The sequence below is a fragment of the Streptomyces sp. NPDC102467 genome (genome assembly GCF_044765445.1).
GTDB lineage: Bacteria > Actinomycetota > Actinomycetes > Streptomycetales > Streptomycetaceae > Streptomyces.
In genome coordinates this window covers 480998-502379 of the sequence record NZ_JBIWKA010000002.1, presented here as the reverse complement: position 1 = coordinate 502379, position 21382 = coordinate 480998, and the positions used below count along the sequence as shown (strand labels likewise).

Annotated in this window: 21 protein-coding genes and 1 pseudogene; 13 read left to right on the top strand and 9 right to left on the bottom strand. The window is 71.4% G+C overall.

Annotated features, from left to right (window positions below):
• The first annotated feature begins 230 nt into the window (after positions 1-230).
• Together ACIREE_RS05490 and ACIREE_RS05485 are read left to right on the top strand one after the other, a co-directional pair.
• Complete coding sequence (locus ACIREE_RS05490; RefSeq protein ID WP_404146581.1) at positions 231-1133, top strand: DUF2382 domain-containing protein; 903 nt, start codon at positions 231-233, stop codon at positions 1131-1133.
• 88 nt (positions 1134-1221) lie between these two features.
• Positions 1222-2106 carry an Fpg/Nei family DNA glycosylase gene (locus ACIREE_RS05485; RefSeq protein ID WP_404146578.1) on the top strand — a complete coding sequence of 295 codons (885 nt, stop codon included), beginning with the start codon at positions 1222-1224 and terminating at the stop codon, positions 2104-2106.
• 35 nt (positions 2107-2141) lie between these two features.
• Here the strand turns inward: ACIREE_RS05485 and ACIREE_RS05480 are convergent, their stop codons facing one another.
• Complete coding sequence (locus ACIREE_RS05480; RefSeq protein WP_404146576.1) at positions 2142-2831, bottom strand: zf-HC2 domain-containing protein; 690 nt, start codon at positions 2829-2831, stop codon at positions 2142-2144.
• Between the two features lie 79 nt (positions 2832-2910).
• On the opposite strand from ACIREE_RS05480, the gene ACIREE_RS05475 reads away from it, so the two are divergent.
• The 4 genes from ACIREE_RS05475 (at position 2911) to ACIREE_RS05460 (ending at position 6862) form a co-directional block, all read left to right on the top strand.
• Entirely contained in the window at positions 2911-3669 is a 759-nt protein-coding gene (locus tag ACIREE_RS05475; protein WP_404146573.1) for a LytR/AlgR family response regulator transcription factor, read from the top strand.
• Positions 3670-3741: 72 nt separating this feature from the next.
• Positions 3742-4086, top strand: a complete 345-nt coding sequence (locus ACIREE_RS05470) for a hypothetical protein (RefSeq protein WP_404146849.1) — start codon at positions 3742-3744, stop codon at positions 4084-4086.
• Positions 4083-5672 carry a cation acetate symporter gene (locus tag ACIREE_RS05465; protein WP_404146571.1) on the top strand — a complete coding sequence of 530 codons (1590 nt, stop codon included), beginning with the start codon at positions 4083-4085 and terminating at the stop codon, positions 5670-5672. Before ACIREE_RS05470 ends, ACIREE_RS05465 begins: the two co-directional genes overlap by 4 nt.
• On the top strand, positions 5669-6862 hold the full coding sequence (locus tag ACIREE_RS05460) for a sensor histidine kinase (RefSeq protein ID WP_404146568.1): 1194 nt from the start codon (positions 5669-5671) through the stop codon (positions 6860-6862). Before ACIREE_RS05465 ends, ACIREE_RS05460 begins: the two co-directional genes overlap by 4 nt.
• Before the next feature lie 16 nt (positions 6863-6878).
• On the opposite strand, the gene ACIREE_RS05455 is transcribed toward ACIREE_RS05460, so the two are convergent.
• Complete coding sequence (locus tag ACIREE_RS05455; RefSeq protein WP_404146566.1) at positions 6879-7382, bottom strand: hypothetical protein; 504 nt, start codon at positions 7380-7382, stop codon at positions 6879-6881.
• A gap of 146 nt (positions 7383-7528) precedes the next feature.
• Positions 7529-8065: a sigma-70 family RNA polymerase sigma factor gene (locus tag ACIREE_RS05450; protein ID WP_404146563.1), complete on the bottom strand. Its 537-nt coding sequence runs from the start codon at positions 8063-8065 to the stop codon at positions 7529-7531.
• Between the two features lie 245 nt (positions 8066-8310).
• Here ACIREE_RS05450 and ACIREE_RS05445 point away from each other — a divergent pair, with 245 nt between their 5' ends.
• Entirely contained in the window at positions 8311-9507 is a 1197-nt protein-coding gene (locus tag ACIREE_RS05445; RefSeq protein WP_404146561.1) for a CapA family protein, read from the top strand.
• 25 nt (positions 9508-9532) lie between these two features.
• Positions 9533-9901 (top strand): annotated as a pseudogene (locus tag ACIREE_RS05440) (VOC family protein); the annotation flags it as partial.
• 18 nt (positions 9902-9919) lie between these two features.
• On the opposite strand, the gene ACIREE_RS05435 reads toward ACIREE_RS05440, so the two are convergent.
• On the bottom strand, positions 9920-11362 hold the full coding sequence (locus tag ACIREE_RS05435) for an amino acid permease (RefSeq protein WP_404146558.1): 1443 nt from the start codon (positions 11360-11362) through the stop codon (positions 9920-9922).
• A gap of 99 nt (positions 11363-11461) precedes the next feature.
• Positions 11462-11923 carry a universal stress protein gene (locus ACIREE_RS05430; protein ID WP_404146555.1) on the bottom strand — a complete coding sequence of 154 codons (462 nt, stop codon included), beginning with the start codon at positions 11921-11923 and terminating at the stop codon, positions 11462-11464.
• Positions 11924-12042: 119 nt separating this feature from the next.
• Here ACIREE_RS05430 and ACIREE_RS05425 point away from each other — a divergent pair, with 119 nt between their 5' ends.
• Complete coding sequence (locus tag ACIREE_RS05425; RefSeq protein ID WP_404146552.1) at positions 12043-12918, top strand: polysaccharide deacetylase family protein; 876 nt, start codon at positions 12043-12045, stop codon at positions 12916-12918.
• 40 nt (positions 12919-12958) lie between these two features.
• On the opposite strand, the gene ACIREE_RS05420 is transcribed toward ACIREE_RS05425, so the two are convergent.
• A complete protein-coding gene (locus ACIREE_RS05420) occupies positions 12959-13618 on the bottom strand; it encodes a class F sortase (RefSeq protein ID WP_404146549.1) in 660 nt (219 codons plus the stop codon).
• 347 nt (positions 13619-13965) lie between these two features.
• Here ACIREE_RS05420 and ACIREE_RS05415 point away from each other — a divergent pair, with 347 nt between their 5' ends.
• On the top strand, positions 13966-14460 hold the full coding sequence (locus tag ACIREE_RS05415) for a hypothetical protein (RefSeq protein ID WP_404146546.1): 495 nt from the start codon (positions 13966-13968) through the stop codon (positions 14458-14460).
• A gap of 113 nt (positions 14461-14573) precedes the next feature.
• Here the strand turns inward: ACIREE_RS05415 and ACIREE_RS05410 are convergent, their stop codons facing one another.
• The 3 genes from ACIREE_RS05410 to ACIREE_RS05400 form a co-directional block, all read right to left on the bottom strand.
• Entirely contained in the window at positions 14574-15092 is a 519-nt protein-coding gene (locus tag ACIREE_RS05410; RefSeq protein ID WP_404146543.1) for a hypothetical protein, read from the bottom strand.
• 141 nt (positions 15093-15233) lie between these two features.
• Positions 15234-15488: a hypothetical protein gene (locus ACIREE_RS05405; RefSeq protein ID WP_404146541.1), complete on the bottom strand. Its 255-nt coding sequence runs from the start codon at positions 15486-15488 to the stop codon at positions 15234-15236.
• Between the two features lie 93 nt (positions 15489-15581).
• Positions 15582-16343, bottom strand: coding sequence for a hypothetical protein (locus tag ACIREE_RS05400; protein WP_404146538.1), 762 nt, complete (start codon positions 16341-16343; stop codon positions 15582-15584).
• A gap of 815 nt (positions 16344-17158) precedes the next feature.
• Between ACIREE_RS05400 and ACIREE_RS05395 the strand changes: the two genes are divergently transcribed.
• The 3 genes from ACIREE_RS05395 (at position 17159) to ACIREE_RS05385 (ending at position 21382) form a co-directional block, all read left to right on the top strand.
• Positions 17159-18115 (top strand): SCO0930 family lipoprotein, encoded by a 957-nt coding sequence (locus ACIREE_RS05395; RefSeq protein WP_404146846.1) that lies wholly within the window; start codon positions 17159-17161, stop codon positions 18113-18115.
• Positions 18116-18413: 298 nt separating this feature from the next.
• The gene (locus ACIREE_RS05390; RefSeq protein WP_404146536.1) at positions 18414-19238 is read left to right on the top strand and encodes an SAM-dependent methyltransferase; all 825 of its coding nucleotides are present in this window, start codon (positions 18414-18416) and stop codon (positions 19236-19238) included.
• Positions 19235-21382, top strand: coding sequence for a putative bifunctional diguanylate cyclase/phosphodiesterase (locus ACIREE_RS05385; protein WP_404146533.1), 2148 nt, complete (start codon positions 19235-19237; stop codon positions 21380-21382). Before ACIREE_RS05390 ends, ACIREE_RS05385 begins: the two co-directional genes overlap by 4 nt.

Here is a 21382-nt window from a genome sequence, read left to right as displayed (position 1 = left end):
GAGTAGTAGACCACAACCATTCACCCGTACGGCCCATGCCTCGTCAACGCCTCCAGGACGGCCACACCCGCTCTGCCGCACGGGTAACGCAGGTCACTCCGGGCGCTGTGGCTACAGGCAGTGAAGCCCCTTGTTGCACGGAGTCGCGTCAGGCGGCGCGATGGGTACGTGGCACATGGTCGAAGCGGCGACCCCCGTTCGCCCCCATGTTCCGGAGGGAGTGATCACGCATGACGCAGGGCGAAACCTTCAACACCCCCGATGCCCTCGTGGGACTCACGGCGTATGACCGCACCGGAGAGAAGATCGGCAGCGTTGAGCGGGTCTACCTCGACGACACGACGGGTCGTGCCGACTGGGTGACGGTGAAGACAGGCCTCTTCGGCATGAAGGAGAGCTTCGTGCCGCTGGCCGGAGCCAGCCGCGAGGACGACACGCTGAAGGTGGCGTACACCAAGGAGGCGGTCAAGGACGCGCCCCGCGTCGATGCCGACCAGCACCTCGACCAGACCGAGAAGCAGGAGCTCTACGCGCACTACGGCATGTCCGGGCCGTCCGCGGCTCCCGGCGGCAACGCCGGACGCCAGGGCACGGCCGGTACGCGTGGCACCGCCGCCACCGGTACGGCCGCCGCGGCGGGCATGGGCATGGGCGGCGACGCGCAGCAGGGGCGGCACGCCGCTGCCGGGTCGCGCGAGCCCGCCATGCGTTCCGGCGCCGGAACCGACCGCAAGGACGAGATGATCCGCTCCGAGGAGCGGCTGCGCGTCGGCACGGAAGAGCAGGAGGTCGGCCAGGCCCACCTGCGCAAGGTGGTCGAGACGGAGAACGTCACGACCTCCGTCCCCGTCTCGCACGAGGAGGTCCGCGTGGTGCGCGAGCCGATCCGTGAGGGCGACAAGACCGCGCGCGCCAACATCGGCGAGGCCGAGGCCGAAGTGACGCTGCACGCGGAGCGGGCGGTGGTCCGCAAGGAGACCGTCCCGGTCGAGCGGGTCCGGCTGGAGACCGAGAAGGTCACCGAGACCGACGAGATCTCCGACACGGTCCGCAAGGAGAAGATCGAGTACGACACCCCCGAGGCCGACCGGAAGCAGATGCCCGGTGACGGCAAGAACGGGCCGCGCCACTAGCGCCTGTTCTCGGAGATATCGGCGGGCCCGGCTGCGCAGCCGGGCCCGCCGATCTGTGGGGCGGCCGCTGTGATGGCACCCTGGACGTATGCCGGAACTGCCCGAGGTCGAAGCGCTGAAGGACTTCCTCACCGAGCACCTGGTGGGGCACGACATCATCCGCGTCCTGCCGGTCGCGATCAGCGTCCTGAAGACGTACGACCCGCCGCTCACCGCCCTGGAGGGCCGCACGGTGACGTCCGTGGCGCGGCACGGCAAGTTCCTCGACATCGGTACGGGCACCGCCGGCGACGGAGACACGGGCGGCCCGCACCTCGTCACCCACCTGGCCCGCGCGGGCTGGCTGCACTGGAAGGACCGGCTGCCCGACGGCCCGCCGAAGCCCGGCAAGGGGCCGCTCGCGTTGCGCGTCGCGCTGGAGACCGGCGCGGGCTTCGACCTCACGGAGGCCGGCACGACGAAGAAGCTGGCCGTCTACGTGGCCCAGGATCCCCATGACGTACCCGGCATCGCCCGCCTCGGCCCCGACCCGCTCGCCGACGGCTTCGACGAGGCGGCGTTCGCGAAGCTGCTCGGCGGGGAGCGGCGCCGCATCAAGGGCGCGCTGCGCGACCAGTCGCTGATCGCGGGTGTCGGCAACGCCTACAGCGACGAGATCCTGCACGTCGCCCGGATGTCCCCGTTCAAGCTGGCGGCGTCGCTGACGCCCGAGGACGTCCAGGTGCTCTACGAGGCGCTGCGCGGCACGCTCACGGCCGCCGTGGAGCGCTCGCGCGGGGTCGCCGCCGGGCGGTTGAAGTCCGAGAAGAAGAGCGGCCTGCGCGTCCACGGGCGGACCGGCGAGGCCTGCCCTGTGTGCGGCGACACGATCCGCGAGGTCAGCTTCAGCGACAGCTCCCTGCAGTACTGCCCGACGTGCCAGACGGGCGGTAAGCCGCTCGCGGACCGGCGGATGTCACGGCTCCTGAAATAGCGGAGACCGCGGCTCCTGGAACAGCCGCCACCGCTTCACCGCCGGTCGTCGCGTCCGGACACCGGCAGGGCCAGCAGCCGTTCGCCGCCCGTCGCCCGCACCTCGAACCGCCGGATCTCCTCGGGCCGGTCCGCGGCGCCGCCCTGCACTTCGGTCCGGTCGCTCCGCACCGCCCAGCTCGCCACCGTCTGCTCGCCGCCGTCCCGGCCCACCGCGACCAGTTCGCACACCCGCGGCCCACCCGGCACACGTACGTCGAGACCTACCTGCGTACCCCACTCCCGGCCGTCCGCGGAGAGCGTCGCGACCACCCCGGTCGCCGGGTCCCGGCCGCGCAGCGTGAGCGCCGCAGGGTGGCCGCCCCCGTCCCCGCCCGCGCTCCCGTCCGCCGCGAGCAGCGTGGCGCCCTGTCCGGCCGCGCCGAGCAGCAGCACCGCCGCGACAGCCGTGCCCCACTGCCGCCGACGGGCCGCGCGGTGCAGCGCCGCGAGGCGGTCGACGGCGCGCTCCACCAAGGTCGGCGCGGGCCGCGCGAACAGCTCGACGCGACGAGGCGTCACCCGCGCGTACACACCCAACACACCTGCGGCGGGGCCGAGTTCACTCAAACGCTCCGCACACACCGGACACCTCAGGAGATGGTCCTCGAAGCGAGACCGTTCCGTCGCGTCCAGGACCCCCAGCGCGTAGGCGCCGGCGTCGCGATGCCGTTCCAGGGACCTCATGCGTTCCTCCCGCTCTCGCCCACCGGTACGCACCCGGCGCCCGATTCACTCAAGCGACCAGCCGATTACACTCCGCCGCATGCTGCGTGTACTGGCCGTCGACGACGAGGAACCCGCCCTCGCCGAACTCCTCTATCTGCTGCGCGCGGACCCGCGTGTCCGCAGCGCGGAGGGCGCCACCGACGCCACCGACGCCCTGCGCCGCATCGGCCGCGCCCTGGAGGACGGCCCCGGCGGCCCCAACGGTGACGGCGCGATCGACGTGCTCTTCCTCGACATCCAGATGGCGGGCCTGACCGGGCTCGACGTGGCACGCCTGCTCGGCGGCTTCGCCCGCCCGCCCCTGGTCGTCTTCGTCACCGCCCACGAGGACTTCGCCGTGCAGGCCTTCGACCTCAAGGCCGTCGACTACCTGCTCAAGCCGGTCCGTCGCGAACGGCTCGCCGAGGCCGTCCGCCGCGTCGCCGAACGCGCGGCCAGCGCCCCGCCGCCGGCCACCGTCGCCGACCGCATCCCCGTCGAACTCGGCGGCGTGACCCGGCTCGTGGCCGTCTCCGACATTACGTACGCGGAGGCGCAGGGCGACTACGCCCGGCTGCACACGGTGGACGGCGCCGGCCACCTGGTCCGCATCCCGCTGACCACCCTCGAGGAACGCTGGCAGCCGCTCGGCTTCGTCCGCGTCCACCGCAGCCACCTGGTCTCCCTGCACCGCATCGACGAACTCCGGCTGGACGGGGGAGGGATGACCGTGCGGGTCGGCCGCGCCGAGATCGCGGTGAGCCGTCGGCACGCCAGCCGCGTACGGGAGCTGCTGATGCGGCGGGCAGGCGGCTGACCAGCCCCCCCCTTCCACTGGCGGCGCGCGCCTGCCTACACTCCGCCCGTGTCCGAACCACGGCGGCAGGTGGTGACCGGCGAGCCGCGCACCGTGCACGGCGCGCCCGGTCTGCCCGGCCTGCGCACCCAGGGCGAGATCGACGAACAGACGCCGCTCGGAGCCGCCTACGTCCGCTCGCTCATGCGCAGCCAACTCCGGGCGGCAGCAGCCGCGTTCGCGGTCCTCGCGCTGCCCGTCGCCGTCCTGCCGCTGTTCTTCGGCGCCCTGCGCAACACGACCGTCGAATGGCTCGTCCTCGGCGTCGGCTGCTACCCGTTCCTCGTCCTCGTCGCATGGTGGTACGTGCGGCGCGCCGAGCGCAACGAGCGCGACTTCGCCGACCTGGTCCGCGGCCGCGACAGCGGAGCGCCGTGAACGAGGCGTACGCGATCCCCGCGGTGGCCGTCGTCGTCCTCGCCACCGTCCTCATCGGCGGGTTCGGCCTGCGCATCTCCCGGACGACCTCCGACTTCTACGTCGCTTCGCGCACGGTCGGGCCCCGCCTCAACGCGGCGGCGATCAGTGGCGAGTACCTCTCGGCCGCGTCCTTCCTCGGCATCGCGGGTCTCGTCCTGGTGCACGGCCCCGACATGCTCTGGTACCCGGTCGGCTACACCGCGGGCTACCTGGTCCTGCTGGTCTTCGTCGCGGCGCCGCTGCGCCGCTCGGGCGCGTACACGCTGCCCGACTTCGCCGAGGGCCGCCTGGAGTCCCGCCAGGTCCGCCGCGTGGTCAGTCTGTTCGTCGTCGGCGCGGGCTGGCTGTATCTGGTGCCCCAACTCCAGGGCGCGGGCCTGACGTTGCAGATCCTCACCGGGGCGCCGCGCTGGTTCGGCGGCGCGCTGGTCGCCACGGTGGTGGTGCTCGCGGTGGCGGCGGGCGGCATGCGCTCGATCACCTTCGTGCAGGCCTTCCAGTACTGGCTGAAGCTGACGGCCCTCCTGGTCCCCGCGTTCTTCCTGCTGCTGGCGTGGCGGGGCAGCGGCCCGGCGGACTCCATGCCACCGGGCGACCTGCCCTCGGTGGGCGCCGGAGCCGGCCGGCCCCTGGCCACCAGCCGCGCCGACCACCCGCTCTACGCCACGTACGGTCTGATCGTGGCGACGTTCCTCGGCACGATGGGCCTGCCGCACGTCGTCGTCCGCTTCTACACGAGCCCGAACGGCCGCACGGCCCGCCGCACCACGGTGGTGGTCCTGGCCCTGATCGGCACGTTCTACCTGCTGCCGCCGCTCTACGGCTGGCTGGGCCGCCTGTACGCCCCCGGGCTCACCGCCACCCACGACGCCGACGCCACGGTCCTGCTGCTGCCCGGCCTCGTCGTGCACGGCGTGGCGGGCGATCTGCTCGGCGCCCTGGTGGCGGGCGGCGCGTTCGCGGCGTTCCTCTCGACGGCGTCCGGAGTGACGATGGCGGTGGCCGGGGTGGTCAGCCAGGACGTCCTTCCGGCGCGCGGGGTACGCCACTTCCGGCTCGGCGTCGCGCTGGCGATGGCGGTGCCGCTGGCCGCCGCGCTCCTGGTGGACGGCGTCCCGGTGGCGGACGCGGTCGGCATGGCCTTCGCGGTCTCGGCGTCCTCCTTCTGCCCGCTCCTCCTCCTGGGCATCTGGTGGCGCCGCCTCACCCCGCCCGGCGCCCTGGCCGGACTCCTCCTGGGCGGCGGCTCCGCGTTCGTCGCGGTGACGGCGACGGTGGCCGGGGTGGCCACGGACGGCTGGCTGCACACGCTGCTCGCCTGGCCGGCGGTCTGGTCGGTCCCTGTCGGCTTCCTGGCCATGATCCTGGTCTCGCTCGCCACCCCGGACGCGATCCCGCCGCACACGACGGCCACCATCACCCGCCTCCACCTCCCGGAGACCCTGTGGTCCGGCGCCCTGAAGGGGCGCGGGGAACTGCGCGAGCAACCCACGACAACCCGCAAGCCGCCCTCCCCGCCCACGACGGGAGGCGATCACATATGAGCGGCACCGTCACAGCGACCCTCCTCGCCCTCTGCCCGGTCCTCCTGGCGGCCGGGTTCCTCGTCGGCAGACGCACCGCCCACCCCGCGGGCCGCAGCGACGTGGGCACCCCGGTGGAGCGCGCCACCTTCGAAACCCTGCACACCGCCTCGCTCGCCGCCCCGGCCCTGCGCGCCGGCCTCACCGAGGACACGGCCCGCAAGTCCGTCCGCCGCCTGCGTACCCTGCTCGGCACGGACGCCCTGGCCCTGACCAACCGCTCGACGGTCCTCGCCTGGGACGGCTCGTCCGAGCAGCAGCACGCCGAGCACGTCATGGACCGGCTCGTCCCCGTCCTGGCCGGCGGGCGTTCCGCCGCGTTCGACTGCGGCTGCTCGGACGTCGACTGCCCGCTGCGCTGGGCGGTGGCGGCCCCGGTGGTCGCCGACGGCCGCGTCCTGGGCGCGGTGGTCGCCTACGCGCCCCGCGAGTCCGCGGTCCTGGCGCGGGCCACGGACGAGGTGGCCCGCTGGGTCTCGGTCCAGCTCGAACTCGCCGAGCTCGACCGCTCCCGCACGCGCCTCATCGAGGCCGAGATCAAGGCGCTGCGGGCGCAGATCTCACCCCACTTCATCTTCAACTCCCTCGCGGCGATCGCCTCGTTCGTCCGCACTGATCCCGAACGGGCCCGCGAACTCCTCCTGGAATTCGCCGACTTCACCCGCTACTCGTTCCGGCGGCACGGCGAGTTCACCACGCTCGCCGACGAACTCCACTCCATCGACCAGTACTTGGCCCTGGTCCGCGCCCGTTTCGGCGACCGCCTCTCCGTCACCCTGCAGATCGCCCCGGAGGTCCTTCCGGTCACGCTGCCCTTCCTGTGCCTGCAGCCCCTCGTCGAGAACGCGGTCAAACACGGCCTGGAGGGCGCGGTGGCCCGCAGCCGCATCACCATCGGGGCGAGGGACGCGGGCGCCGAGGCCGAAGTGGTCATCGAGGACGACGGTGTGGGCATGGACCCGGAGGAACTCCGGGGGATCCTGCGCGGCGAGGGCGGCGCCTCGCACGGCATCGGCCTCTCGAACGTGGATGAACGCCTGCGGCAGGTGTTCGGCGACGCCTACGGTCTGGTGATCGAGACGGGGATCGGCGCGGGCACGAAGATCACCATCCGTATCCCGAAGTACCGGGCAGGCGTGTACGCGCCTTGAGGACAGCCGGTCTCCTTCAGAACAGATGGATGGCCAAGTGCCCAAGCGGAAGCCCCAGTTGCCACGCCGGGGTCCACACCTGCGGCCCGTTCTCCTCGTCCGGCACCGGCACGGCGTCCAGATCCGGCGCGAGTAACTCGGTCTCCTCCAGCCATCGCCACGCGACGGCGGCGAGCTCCAGATCGGGCGGGCGGCACCCGGCGCCGCCCGAGCGCTCCTCCCGCTCCGCGAAGCGCGCCCGTACCCACGACTGCCACGGCTGGTCGTACGCCGTCAGCGACGACCACATGTCCAGCTGCGAGATCACCCGGATCCCGGACAGTTCGTCGTCCGCGTCGGAGAGGAAAATCGTCAGGGCGAGCGCGTCGCGCCCGGCCCGGAACTCAAAAGAGGTGGGGGGCATCAGATCCCCGGTACGCAGCAGCTCGTCCGCGATGTACTCGGCGTACAACCACGCCATGGGAACGACGAGTTCACCGCCGTCGGCGCCCGAAGCACCGCCCTGGCTCTCGTGCAACATCCTTTCCTGCCTTCCTCCGGTCGGTGCGTCTCGCGGCCCCCGGACCCCCACCCGCCCAACTCACCGGGGAGGACAGCGGATTACTCAACCGAGAAACCACCACGCTGAGCAAGGCGCTTTACCGATGCTTGACCCGACCCACAGTTTCATCGCAGGTCAGGCGCGTAGCCCGGAAGTACCCTCCGTAACGCCCGCAACGCGTAGTACGCGCGGGACTTCACGGTACCCGCGGGAATGCCGAGTGCTCCTGCGGCTTCCGCCACACTCGCGCCCTTGAAGTAGACCTCCAATAGCACGGCCCGGTGCTCCTGGCTGAGAGTCGCCACTGCTTCCCGCACGTCGAGCGCGGCCGTGGACCGCTCGGCGTGGTCGGCGCAGACCCGCGCGTTCTCCAGAACCGCGTCGCCCACCTCGGCGGGCCGGGCGAGCCGCGCGCGCCGGGCGTCGATGGCGAGGCGCCGGCCGACCGTGAAGAGCCAGGGCCGCAACGACTCGTAGGGGGAGTCGAGCGCCTCCGGATGCTGCCAGGCCCGTACATACGTCTCCTGGACCAGGTCCTCCGCCCGCTGCCGGTCCCCGTCGCACAGGCGCAGCAGGAACGAGAACAAGGGCCCGCCGTGCTCCCGCTGGACCTCGGCGAGGTCCTCCTCCGGTGTCGTGGATCTCGTCAGCGCCGTCGTCATGCGCGTATGGCAACGCAGGCCGCCGCGTCCGCCCAGGGGACGCGCGCGGCTCTGCGGCAGGCGGTCGATGCCCTCGACGAGCGGTGCGGTGAACGGGCCGAGTGGAGCAGCGGGGTGACGCCCATTCAGGGGCGTACCCGGTATGGAGCCTTGACTCCGCCTCTCGCTCGTACATGGATGCGTAATGCGAAAATCCTACCGATATGCACCCTTTCGAGGGTCGCGACTCCCAGGGAGCCTGGTCGATGACACGGAGTACGCGCCGGACGCGGCGGACAGCGGCGGTGGTCCTCGTGGCCGCCGCGATCGGACTCGGCGCGGGCTGCGCCGGCCCCGCCGACGGACCGGCCCGCCCGCCGGGTACGCCCTCGGCAACGGGAACGACCGGCGCCCGGCCCGGCCCTCCGGCGTCCCGTGACTTCACACTCGTCGCGTCAGGCGACGTGCTGCCGCACACCTCGATCATCGACAGGGCCCATGCGGACGCGGGCGGCCACGGCTACGACTTCGGCCCGATGCTCGCAGGTGCCAGATCGGTCGTGTCCGGAGCGGACCTGGCGATCTGTCACATGGAGACGGTGTACGGCGCGAACGGTGACTACAGCGGCTACCCGGCGTTCAAGTCCCCACCGCAGATCGCCGTGGCCCTGAAAGCCACCGGCTACGACTCCTGCTCCACGGCCTCGAACCACACCCTCGACGACGGCGCCGCAGGCATCGCCCGCACTCTGGGCGCTCTCGACCGCGCCGGGGTGAAGCACACGGGCTCGGGGCGCACCGCCGCAGAGGGGCGTGGCCCGGCCTGGCTCCGCGCGAACGGCGCCAAGGTCGCCCAACTCGCCTACACCTACGACACGAACGGCTATCCGCTGCCCAAAGGCCGGCCCTGGGCCGTGAACCTGATGGAGCGTCAGCGCATCCTCGCCGACGCCCGCGCCGCCCGGAAGGCGGGCGCCGACGTGGTCGTCGTCTCGCTGCACTGGGGCACCGAGTGGCAGGACGAGCCGAACGGCCAACAGCTCAGTCTCGGCAGGGAACTCACCGCGTCCCGCACGCACGGTCGCCCCGACATCGACCTGATCCTCGGCACCCACGCGCACATCCCGCAGGCGTACGAGAAGGTCAACGGCACCTGGATCATCTACGGCATGGGCGATCAGATCGCCGGCGAGATGTTCAACTACGACGGCGCCCAGGACGCGCGCGGCAACATGGGCACGATCGGCCGCTTCACCTTCGCTCCGCCCGCCGGTGCGGGGGAGCGCTGGCAGGTGAAGAAGGCCGAGTTCGTCCCCGAGTGGTTCGACCTCGGCTCCGACCGGGTGGTGAACCTGAACCGTGCCATCGACCGGGGCGCCGATCTGCACGGCATCCGGGACCAGATCCGCCGGGTCGTCCTCAGCAGGGGCGCCGCCGAGGACGGCCTCACCATGGGGAAGTAGCCGCTTCCCGGGCACACTGGCCGCCATGCCTCTTTCGCTGCACCACATCGTCATCGACGCCCACGACCTGCCCGCCCTGGCCCGGTTCTGGGCCGGGGTGCTCGGCTGGCGGATCCTCTCCGAGCGGGAACGGGAGGTCGTGATCGGACCGGACGAGATCGCCCCGGTGGGCATCTGCTTCATGCCGGTGACCGACCGCAAGGCCGTCAAGAACCGCCTGCACCTCGACCTCACGTCCGCCGCGGCGGACCGGGAGGCCGAGATCGAGCGGATCCTCGCACTCGGCGCCCGTCGGGCGGACGTCGGGCAGAGCGGAAGCGAGTCATGGACCGTGCTGCCCGATCCGGAAGGGAACGAGTTCTGCGTGGTCCGCCCGAAGACCACCCTCGTCGACCAGGAGCCGCCGTCCGGCTCACGTCCTGGTGTCGCCGCGCGCCAGTTCCGACCTCTTGTACGAGTACCCGAAGTAGACGCCGAGCCCGATCACGAACCACACGGCGAACCGCACCCACGTCTGCCACTGCAGGAACGTGATCAGCCAGATCGAGAAGACGACACCCAGCGCGGGCACGAAGGGCATCCCCGGTGTGCGGAACGTGCGCGGCAGCTCCGGCTGCCGGTAGCGCAGCACGATCACCGCGACACACACGACGACGAACGCCAACAGGATCCCGATGTTGGTCAGTTCGGCTGCCTCGCCGATCGGCAGGAAACCGGCGATGGCGGCCGACGCGGCCCCGACGATCCACGTCACGCGGGTCGGCACGTGCCGCGTCGGGTGGGTCTTCGCGAACCACTTCGGCAGCAGACCGTCGCGTGACATGGAGAACCACACCCGGGTGACACCCAGCATGAACGTGAACATGACGGTCAGGATGCCGATGATCGCGCCCACCGCGATCACATCCGCGAGTCCGCTCAGGCCGACCGACTTGAACGCGGTCGAGAACCCGCTCTCCGGGTCGATGTCCTTGTAGTCCTGCATACCGGTCAGGACCAGGCACGCGAGCACGTACAGGACCATCGAGATCGCCAGCGAGTAGAGGATCGCCTTCGGCATGTGGCGCTGCGCGTCCTTGGACTCCTCCGCCGCCGTCGACATGGCGTCGTAGCCGAACACCGCGAAGAAGACGGTCGCCGCCCCCGTGAACGCGCCGCTCACCCCGAACGGGAAGAACGGCTTGTAGTGACCCGTGTTGATGTGGAAGAAGCCCACACCGATGACGAGCAGCACCACGAGCACCTTGAGGACGACGACGACCGTCTCGAAGCGGGCCGCGTTCTTGATGCCGAGAGTCAGCAGGTACGCGATGAGCAGACACAGGGCCGCGGCGAACAGGTCGACCTTGTGACCGCTGCCCGTGCCGGGCGCGCCCAGCATCCACTTCGGCAGGTCCAGGCCCATCTCGCCGAGCAGGAAACTGAAGTACCCCGAGATGCCGATCGCCACGACCGCGACGATCGCCGTGTACTCCAGGAGCAGGTCCCAGCCGATGAACCAGCCCGCGAGTTCACCGAGGACCGCGTAGCCGTACGTGTACGCCGACCCGGCCTTCGGGATGAGCCCGGCGAACTCGGCGTAGGAGAGTGCGGCCGCCGCGCTCGCGATGCCAGCGATGAGGAAGGAGATCAGGACCGCGGGGCCCGCCGTACCGTTGGCGACCGTGCCCGCGAGCGTGAAGATGCCCGCACCGATGATGCCGCCGACGCCGATCGCGGTGAGCTGCCAGAGACCCAGCGAGCGGGTGAGCTGCGACTGTCCGCCGCCCGCCCCGCCCCCGGTGTCCTCGATCTGTTCGATGGGTTTGCGGCGCAGTACGCCCTGCCCCGGGCGCGGGAGTCGGGGAACGGCCATGAGCTCACCTCTTCGCAGACGTGACGGCTGACGGCCGATCATGATGCACCCGTGGCGGCGGCCACGGAAGACGCCGCGCCAGGCGAGATGGCGCGCCGGCTACGGCACGACGGTGACCGGCCAGCGCCCCGCCTTCACCAGACGGACGGCGACCGAGCCGACGATGCGGTGCCCGGCCTGCTCGGAGGCGCCGACCACGACGGCGTCGGCCTTCAGGTCGTCGGCGGCGGTGACCAGCCCGTTGAACGGATCGCCGCGGAAGGTGTGGAACTCCCAGCGCACGTCGTATATGTCCCGCACCCGCTCCGCGGACTCCCGGATCTCCGCGATGAGCCCCTCGGCGATCTCGTCGGTCGTCTCCGCCACGGGGACGCCGAGCGCGGCACCGGCCGCCATCACGGGCTGCACATAGACGACGGCGAGAAGCGCGTGCTGTCGTCTGGCCAGGCCCCCGGCGTACGCCGCCGCGCGGAACGAGGAGTCGGAGCCGTCGACCCCGACCACAATCACCTTGGGGCCGTCGGTGCCGCGTTCGAACTGGTGTGGCTGCTGATCGTTCACGGGCAGAGGTTAGCGGAAACCCGCAGGTGAGGGCAGGGGCGCCGCTGAACGGGTGCTTTCGCGCGTCCCATCCGGTGGTCGTGCGCGCGGCGCCGCCGACACCGTGCGACGCATAAAGCATGAAAAACGATCAGAAGCTTTTCGGGCGTCGGACGGTGCTGCGGGGCTTCACCGCCGTCGGTGTGGCCGCCCTCACCGGCTGCGCCGCCGACGGCCGTACGAGTGCCCCGCCGAGCGCCTTGCCGAGCGCGGGCGCGAGTGCGAGTGCGAGTGCCGCGCCCGCCGCGGGGCCGCCCGCCGCCCGCGCGCTCGCACCGTCGGCGTACCGACTCCGGCCGATCGCCGGATACGGGCCGCAGCGCGCCGCCCCGCCCAAGCTGAGAGCCCGTCACAAGCCGATCCTGAGCATGGATTTCGAGCACGGCGACCGTGCCATGGTGCTCACCTTCGACGACGGGCCCGACCCCCGCTACACACCGCACATCCTGCGTATCCTGCGCAAGCACGACGTGCGCGCGATGTTCTTCGTGTGCGGCGAGATGGCCGTCGACAACAAGGACCTGCTGCGCGAGATGGCCGACGACGGCCACCTCATCGGCAACCACACCTGGACCCACCCGCAGCTGAACCGGATGACGCGCTCGCAGATGCGCCCCGAGATCGAGCGGACCTGCGAGGTCATCGACGACGCCGTCGGCGAACCGCCCGCCTGGTTCAGAGCCCCCTACGGAGCCTGGAACGGTGCGGCGTTCCGGCTCGGTGCCGACCTCGGCATGGAACCCCTCGCCTGGACCGTCGACTCCCTCGACTGGACCACCCCCGGCACCGGCACCATCGTCTCCCGGGTCCTCGACGGCGCGGCGCCCGGCGTCGTCGTCCTCAACCACGACGCCGGTGGCAACCGTGCGCAGAGCGTCGCCGGCCTGCGCGCGTACCTGCCCCGGCTGCTCGACGACGGCTACCGCATCACGATCCCGCGCCGCCGCGGCATCTGACAGATCCCCCGCACCCCTGCCCGCCCGGGCCGCGCGCTCCTCAGCGCACGGAGACCAGGCGGGCGAAAGCCACCACGTTCCCGGCGTAGCCGCTTCCCCTGGAGAAGCCGCCGCCGCAGGTGATGACCCGCAACTCCGGTGCGCCGGTGGCTGCGTAGACCTTCTGGCCGGGGAAGTTCGACTTCTCGAAGACCTCGATCCCGTAGACCTCGAAGACGGCCGTCCTGCCGTCCTTGCGCAGGACCTCGACGTGATTGCCCTTCTTCAAAGAGCCCAGGCCGTAGAAGACGGCCGGGCCCTGCCGGTTATCGACGTGTCCGACGACGACGGCCGTGCCCTTCTCGCCGGGGGAGACCGCCCCCGTGAACCAGCCCGCCAGATTCGGGTCCCCGGGCGGCGGCGCGTCCACCCAGCCCTCCGCGTCGAGACCGACCTGCGTCACGGGCGCGTCCACCCGGATCGCCGGAATCCGCACCCGCTCCACCAGCGAGAACGGCAGCGGCTCGGGCGCCTTCGATGTGGCCCAGGCGGGTGTGCGGCTGTCCGCGGCGGCGGCCGAGGCGGGTTGCGGCGGGCCGATGTCGAACTCCCCCGAGCCATTGCGGATCAACGCGAGACCGGTCAGCAGCACCAGCGCTATCACGCCCCACGGCGCACGCTTTCTCGGCTGCTCCTCGTCTGCGAGCCTTGCGTCGGACATTCGCTCATCCCCTCTGGCCGCGGCGGCGGGACCGCGACCGTTGCGCGTACGAAAACGCTAAGTCGGCCGCGGGCGGCCAGCGACGGGGCAAGGGCGAACGGGTGGCGCCGCGCGGGGCCGTCCAGCGGGTCGGTGCGCCATCCGGGGCGCCGCCGTCAGGAAATTTCTGACCGCCCGTGACCTGCGGTGATATCGGCTCGTACGGAAATCCCCCGGTGTGTCGGCCCACCAGGACGGCGGTTTCCGAAATGCGGCTCTGCGCACGGCATCTGAGGGTTCGTCTGGGAGGCGTTCTCGCCGAAATTCCCGGGGCCGCTCCCCGGGGACGCCTTCCGCGGGAGAGTTCCATGCGTACCACCCGTGCCCTGGCGGTGTCCGCCGTCGCGGTCGCCGCCGTCGGCCTCGCCGCCCCTGCCGCGTCGGCCTGGGCGGACCCGTCCAACATCACGGCCGTGCCGAGCGTCATCCCCCGCGGCGGCCAGCTCACCGTCACGGTCGACGGGAGCAAGTGCGCGTCCGGCGGCACGGCGACGTCGGACGCCTTCGGCTCGGCGAACTTCACCCCGGTCCCCGGCGGCGGCACCACGGCGAGCGCGAACGCCACCGTGCACGAGAACGCCGGCCCCGGCGCGCACGACATCTCCGTGAACTGCGGCGGGTCGTCGCTGACCAGGCCGGCGGCCTTCACCGTCATCCACGGCGGGGTGCGCGGTGGTCTGGGCGGCGCGAGTCAGGCCGGTGCGACCAGCACCGACATGGCGATCGGCGGGGCGCTCGTGGCCTCCGCGCTGATCGGCGGCGGCGTCTTCTGGATGCGTCGCCGCGCGGAGAGCAGGGCATAGCGGCGGGGCGGACACGCGGGCCCCGACCCCCCTTCGCGGGGCCCGCGCACGTGAACGGGCCGGTACCCCGAAGACCACGCGGTCTTCGAGGCACCGGCCCGTTCGAACGTCTGTCAGGTGTTGTCGTCGGCCGTGCGGCGCCGCACAAGGTAGTACGCGCCGCCGAGTGCGCCAGTGATCAGCGCCGCACCGAGACCGATCTCCTGGAGATCGAAGCCGGCGATGCTGCCGCCGACGCCGGCCCGGACGCCGTGGTCGACGGGTGGGGGGTTGGGGGCGACCGAATGTTCGGGCCTGCCGCCGGCGATCGTCAGGTCGACGTTGCGGGTGGCACCGTGTTTGCAGGCGAACGTCACGGAGTAGATCGCGCCCTGCTTGGCGTCCCAGTCGACGGTTCGGGTCTGTGAGCCGCTGCCCTTGCCGATGGTCGTGGTGTCGAAGATCCCGGAGGACACCGTGGTCTTCTTCGCGCAGCCGCTGACGTTCAGCGTCACCTGTCCGCCCGCCGCGATGGTCCTGGGCGTGACGCCGGCCTGGAACGATTCGGAGTCTCCGGCCGCGGCCAAGGGGGCGGCCAGGGCGAGAGCGGTGAGCGAGAGCACGGCGGCGGAAGCGGCGCGTATCGCGTGCATGAGGGTTCCTCCGGGTCCACGAGGAGCAGCTGCGGACCGGTTCCGCTCGCTTGGGACAAGCACCTCGATGCCCGAAACGCTAAATAATGCCCCGTATGGGCGCTATCCCTGTCGGGCGAACGGGGCATGCGCCTGAGCCGGTCAGGGGATGTCCCGGCGCGTGGTCTCCTCGTCGGACCCGTGGATGTGCCACACGTGCGGCCCCGCTCCCCGCCACTCGACGAGGTGCGGGTCGTCGAGCGTCACATCCGCCTCGCCGAGCCCGGCCCGCCGCAGCAGCTCCGTCAGGTCCGCGTCGTCGTGGGCGAGGCCGGCCGCCTGCCCGCGCACGGTCACGTGCCGACCCCCTTCGGGTGCGGGCGGATGGACGACGATCGGGGTCTGCCATCGGGTCATGCCCTGAAGAATGCAGCGCGCGAGGCCCGGCCGCAGCCCGATCGGCGTCACTTGGCTCGACAGCGGACCCCTCGGCGGACCCCGGCGGGGCCCTCAGTGAGCTCCGGGGAAGAGCATCAGGAACGGTTCCGCGGTGGCCGCGACGCCTCGGCTGTAGGGCGCGTCGAAGTCCCAGATGAGGAAGAGCAGGAAGGCGATCAGGGAGGAGAAGAGGCCGGCCAGGATCAGTTCGCGCAGCGTACGCCGGATCTGCAGCGCGAAGATCATGCCGATGGTCACCAGGCCGCCGACGATCAGACCGAACCAGACGACGCCCGGCATCGTGGCCCCGGTGGCGTCCGCGCGGGCATTGCGCGCGTCGTCGGCCGCCGTCACCTGATCCAGGAGCGGCTGGTAGGCCTGGGCCTGGAAGTCGTTCCTCGGCTTGAAATCGGTGACATCGGTACGGACCTTGTCGAGCAGCCGCGTGCCCTTGTCCGTCAGTTCGCCCTTGGTCCGCATCGTGTGCCACTCCGTGGTCACGACATGGCTGACATAGGTGTCGACATCCGCCCGGATCGTGTCCCGGACGTCGGCGGGGTAGACGCGGACGCGCTCGTGGACCTCGTGCAGCGCCTGGGCCTCGTTGCGTACGTGGTCCTGGGCGGCGCTGCGGCCCTCCCAGGCGCCCGCGATGGCCAGGCCGAGGACGATCGCGTAGACCACCCCGATCATCATCGTCATGTACTCGATGACGTCCGGAGTCTCCGACGGGTCGTCGTCATCGCCGATTCTTCGTTGCTGCAGGACCTGGACGATGAGCACGACCGCGCAGACGACGACCATCGCGAGGGCGAGAACAAGCCATTCCGACATCGGAACCTCCACACAGGTTCAGCGGGGGCGCAGTGCGGCGACCGCGAGCACCGCGGGCGCGGTGATGAGCAGGGTGAGTGTGACCAGGGACGGCCCGCCGCGCGGCGGCGCGTTGTGCACCGCGGGACGGTAGACAGGGAAGTGCACCGGCTTCGAAGAGGGTTTCGGGGGTTTCGGCGGCTCCGAGTGCGTCGGATCCGGGGCGGGGGCCGGGGCGAGCGGTGGCGGGGGTGAAGGACGGGGCTGGGGCGGCGGAGGCGGTGACGGAGGGGGTGGTGGCGGAGGAGGCGGTGGCGGCGGAGGAGGTGGGGGAGGGGGAGGCGCGGGTTTGGGCGGAGGTGGCGCGGGGGCGGGTTTCTTGGGTGGGGGCGTGCGCGGCCCCGCGCTGCAGATGACGCCGGAGCCGGAGACCGCCACCGCGCCCCCCGTCGCGCCGCCGTCGATCGAGGCGTACGCACAGCTGTCGGACGGGGCGAGGGGCGCCGCGGCCGCCATGGGCGCGCCGCACAGCCATGCGGCCGCCACCGCCGCGAGGGCTCGTGTGACCAGGGCGGACCTGGCCCGCTTGGTTCGGTGCACGACGGAGATCATGAGCGGCGCGGGGGAGCGGCACGCCGTCCTCGGACCGGAATACCCCGAAGGTGGGTACTGGGAGCGCTCGGGGTTTGGGCCCGCCGCGTCACTCGTCCGGGGAGTCGTTCGAGGCAATAAATCTTCGAACGCGTTGAACGCACCCGCCGTTCCCGCCCGTACCTAGGGCCATGTGCGGGCCCACTCGGGTCTCACAACACCCCAGTAACATGCGGGAGTTGACGATGAAGACCTCCTGGCGGAGCGCCTCGCTCGTAGCGACAGCTGCGGCCCTGCTGGCGCTGACGACGGCGTGCGGTCAGGACGCCGGCAGCACGTCCGCGAACGGCCAGAACGTGGGCAACGCCGCCCCTGCGCAGGGCGGTTACGGATCCGACGGCTACGGTTCGTCCGGGCAGGACAAGGCGGAGGCCGCGCCCAAGGCCAAGGCCGCGGGCCAACTGGCCGTGTGGGACAGCAAGAAGCTCGGCAAGGTCGTGACGGACAACGCCGGGTTCACGCTCTACCGCTTCGACAAGGACACGGCGCAGCCGCCCAAGTCGAACTGCGACGCGGCCTGCCTGAAGACCTGGCCGGCCGTCCCGGCGAACGGTGCCAAGGCCGCGCCCGGCGTCGACGCGTCCCTGGTCGGCGAGGTGACCGCAGCCGACGGCAGCAAGCAACTGACCATCGACGGCTGGCCGATGTACCGCTACGCGATGGACGCCGCCGCCGGCGACGCCAAGGGGCAGGGCGTGGGCGGCACGTGGTACGCGTCCGCCCCCGACGGCAAGAAGGCGAGCCCGGCCGCCGCCGCGCAACCCGCGCAGCCCGCCGACCTCAAGGGGCTGTCCACGCGCAAGGACCCGAAGCTCGGCGAGATCGTCGTCGACAAGAACGGCATGACCGTCTACCGCTTCCTGAAGGACTCGGCCTGGCCCATCAAGTCCAACTGCGTCGGCGCCTGCGCCAAGAAGTGGCCCGCGCTCGCGCCGGTCGCCAAGAACGACACCGAGAACATTCCACTGAAGGGATACATGACCTTCGACCGGCCCGACGGCACGAAGCAGCAGACGCTGAACTGCTGGCCGGTCTATACGTTCTCCGGCGACAAAAAGGCCGGCGACACCAACGGGCAGGGCGTGGGCGGTACTTGGTACGCGGCCGCGCCCGACGGAAAGCCGGTGGGCGCGCCCAAGTAACAACCGCGGCGACGGCGGTGCGTCCCGCGCGCGGCGCACAGTAGAGTCATTTGAAGGATTGGGCGAATGGCCGGTCCGTTCCCCGTATGCCCGAGTGATGGTCATGCGTCGGGAACGGACCGGTTCTTTTCGGTTGGGAAAGAGATGGTTTCGGCGTGGTTTCGGATCCGGACCAATTGGCACGTGCCGCAGGTAGTGACCGAGAACGGACGGTCAATTTCCGTTTTGACTCGCTCCTTTGGCGGCTGATCAGTAGCCTCTGCTCGAACACCGGCTCGCCTACGCCTTGGAGAGATTGATGGAGCGTCCTGCCTGGGCCCCGCAGGGCATCGATATCTCGGTGCCCAGTGTGTCCCGGATCTACGACTATTACCTGGGCGGTTCGCACAACTTCGAGGTCGACCGGGAAGCCGCCCGTAAGGCCATGGAGTTCCTGCCGGGCCTGCCCAAGATCATGCAGGCGAACCGGGCGTTCATGCGGCGGGCCGTGCGCCACGCCGTCGACGCGGGGCTGACCCAGTTCCTCGACATCGGCTCGGGCATTCCGACGTTCGGCAACGTCCACGAGGTGGCGCAGCAGGCGAGCCCCGGCGCCCGCGTGGTCTACGTCGACCACGACCCGGTCGCCGTCGCGCACAGCCGGGCCGTCCTCGCAGGCAACCCGGACACCGCGGTCGTCACGGCCGACCTGCGCACACCGCACCAGATCCTGCGCAGCCCCGAGATCACCGAACTCCTGGACCTGGAGCGGCCGGTGGCGCTTCTGCTCGTCGCCGTGCTGCACTTCATCGAGGACGCCGACGACCCTTACGGGGCGGTGGCGGAACTCAGCGAGGCGCTCGCGCCGGGCAGCATGCTGATCGTGACGCACGCCTCCTACGAAGGCATGCCGATATCGACCATATCGACGGAGCAGGCCGACGGCGCGGTCGACGTCTACCGGAACGATGTCCGCAATCCGCTGATCATGCGGAGCCGCGAGGAGATCGGACGGTTCTTCAAGGGGTACGAGGTGGTCGAGCCGGGCATCGTGCAGATGCCGGTGTGGCGGCCGCAGACCGCGCCCGAGGACGAGGACCCGTTCACTTTCGCGGGCTATGTGGGAGTGGGGCGCAAGGCGTGAGCGAAGAGCCGGGCGGACCGGAAGACAGACTGCGCAGGTTCGCCACGATATGGAGCCGGGCGATCTTCCCGGTGACGGCGACCTCCCTGACCCGGCCCGAGTTCGAGGAAGAACTCGTGCCGCTCGCCCGCCGGCTGCGCGAAGCGCTGGCCGCGCGGGCCCTGGACGCCGCGCAGGGGCAGGCCGTCGGGGCCGCCCTGATCGGCGTCCACTGCACCGACCCCGAGGCGCTCAGCCGCACCCTCGACGTCGTCGACGCGTACCTCGTCCTGTACTGCGGCGAGGAGGCGCACACACCGGAGCGCGAGGACGATCTGCGGGCCCGGTGCGCCCGCATCCAGCACACCGTCGCCGCCGGCTTCGCGGCCGCGCTGCGCGAACGGACGCTCGCCGAGCAGGAGGCCATCTCGCTGGCCGCGCTCAACGCCCGCAGTGCCGTCGCCGAAGCGCTGCACGCGAGCGAGGCCCGGTTCCGCGCGGTGTTCCACGGCGCCGCGATCGGCATCAGCATCGCCTCCCTCGACGGGACCGTCCTGGAGGTCAACGACGCGCTGGTGCGGATGTTCGGCGGCGCCGAGGGCATGCTGCGCGGACGCAACGTCGCGGAGTGGACCCACCCCGACGACGCCCCGCAGGTCTGGCACCTCTACAACGAGCTGGTGCGCGGCGAGCGCGAGCACTACCGCGTGGAGAAGGCGTTCCACCGGCCCGACGGCACCGCGCTGTGGACGAACCTGACGGTGTCGCTGCTGCGCGACGCCGACGGCGTACCGCAGTACCAACTGGCGTTGATGGAGGACACGACCGAGCGCCGGCTGCTCAACCTCCGGCTCCGGTACGAGGCCACGCACGACGCGCTCACCGGGCTGCCCAACCGCACCCTGTTCTTCGAGCGCCTGGAGAAGGTGCTCGGCGCGGGCGAAGGCATGCGCTTCGGGCTCTGCTACCTGGACCTAGACGGCTTCAAGACCATCAACGACAGCCTCGGCCACGCCGTCGGCGACCGGCTCCTCGTCGAGGTCGCCGACCGCCTCCAGGCCTGCGCCACGGCGCGGGGCGAGATGGTCGCCCGGCTCGGCGGCGACGAGTTCGTGGCCCTGACCACCGGCCGGGACACCGAGGCCGAGGTCGACGAACTGGCGGGCCGCATCATGCACGCGCTGGCCACCCCGATCCGGATCGACGGCCGCGAGCTCAGCGTGCGCGGCTCCATCGGCATCGTCGAGGGCCCGGTCGGCGACCGGAGCCCCGCCGAGGTGCTGCGCAGCGCCGACATCACGATGTACCGGGCCAAGTCCGCAGGCGGCAACCGTTACGAGCTGGCCGATCCCGAGGCCGACGCCCGCGCCATCACCCGGCACGGGCTGACGACGGCGCTGCCCGCCGCCCTGGACCGCGGCGAGTTCTTCATCGAGTACCAGCCGCTGGTCCACCTCGGCGACGGCAGCGTGCGCGGCGCCGAGGCGCTGGTGCGCTGGCACCATCCGCAGCACGGCGTCCTGGGACCCGACCGCTTCATCCCGCTCGCCGAGCACACCGGCCTCATTGTTCCGCTGGGCCGCTGGGTCCTGGAAGAATCGGTCCGGCAGGCCCGCGTCTGGCAGGACCGCCACGAGGGAGCGGGCCCGCTGCGCATCAACGTGAACCTGTCACCGATGCAGCTCACCCACCCCGGCCTGGTCTCCGACACGGTCGACATCCTGGAGCGTGTCGGGCTCCCGCCGGGCGCGCTGTGCCTGGAGGTGACGGAGTCGGCGTTGATCGGTGCCGACGACGACCTGCTGAAGCCGCTCAGGCGCCTCTCGGAGATGGGCGTCGACATAGCGCTCGACGACTTCGGCACCGGTTACTCGAACCTCGCGAACCTGCGCCGCCTGCCGGTGAACGTACTCAAGCTGGACCGTTCCTTCACGCAGGGCATGCAGCAGTACCCCGCCGACCCGGTCGACCTGAAGATCGTCGAGGGCATCGTGTCCCTGGCCCACAGCCTGGACCTGGCCGTCACGGTCGAGGGCGTGGAGACGGGGGCGCAGGCCGAGCAGTTGCGGGAGCTCGGCTGTGACACGGCGCAGGGCTGGTACTACGCCCGTCCCGGGCCGCCGGACCGGTTGCACGAGCTGGCTCTGGCCGACGCGACGGGTTGA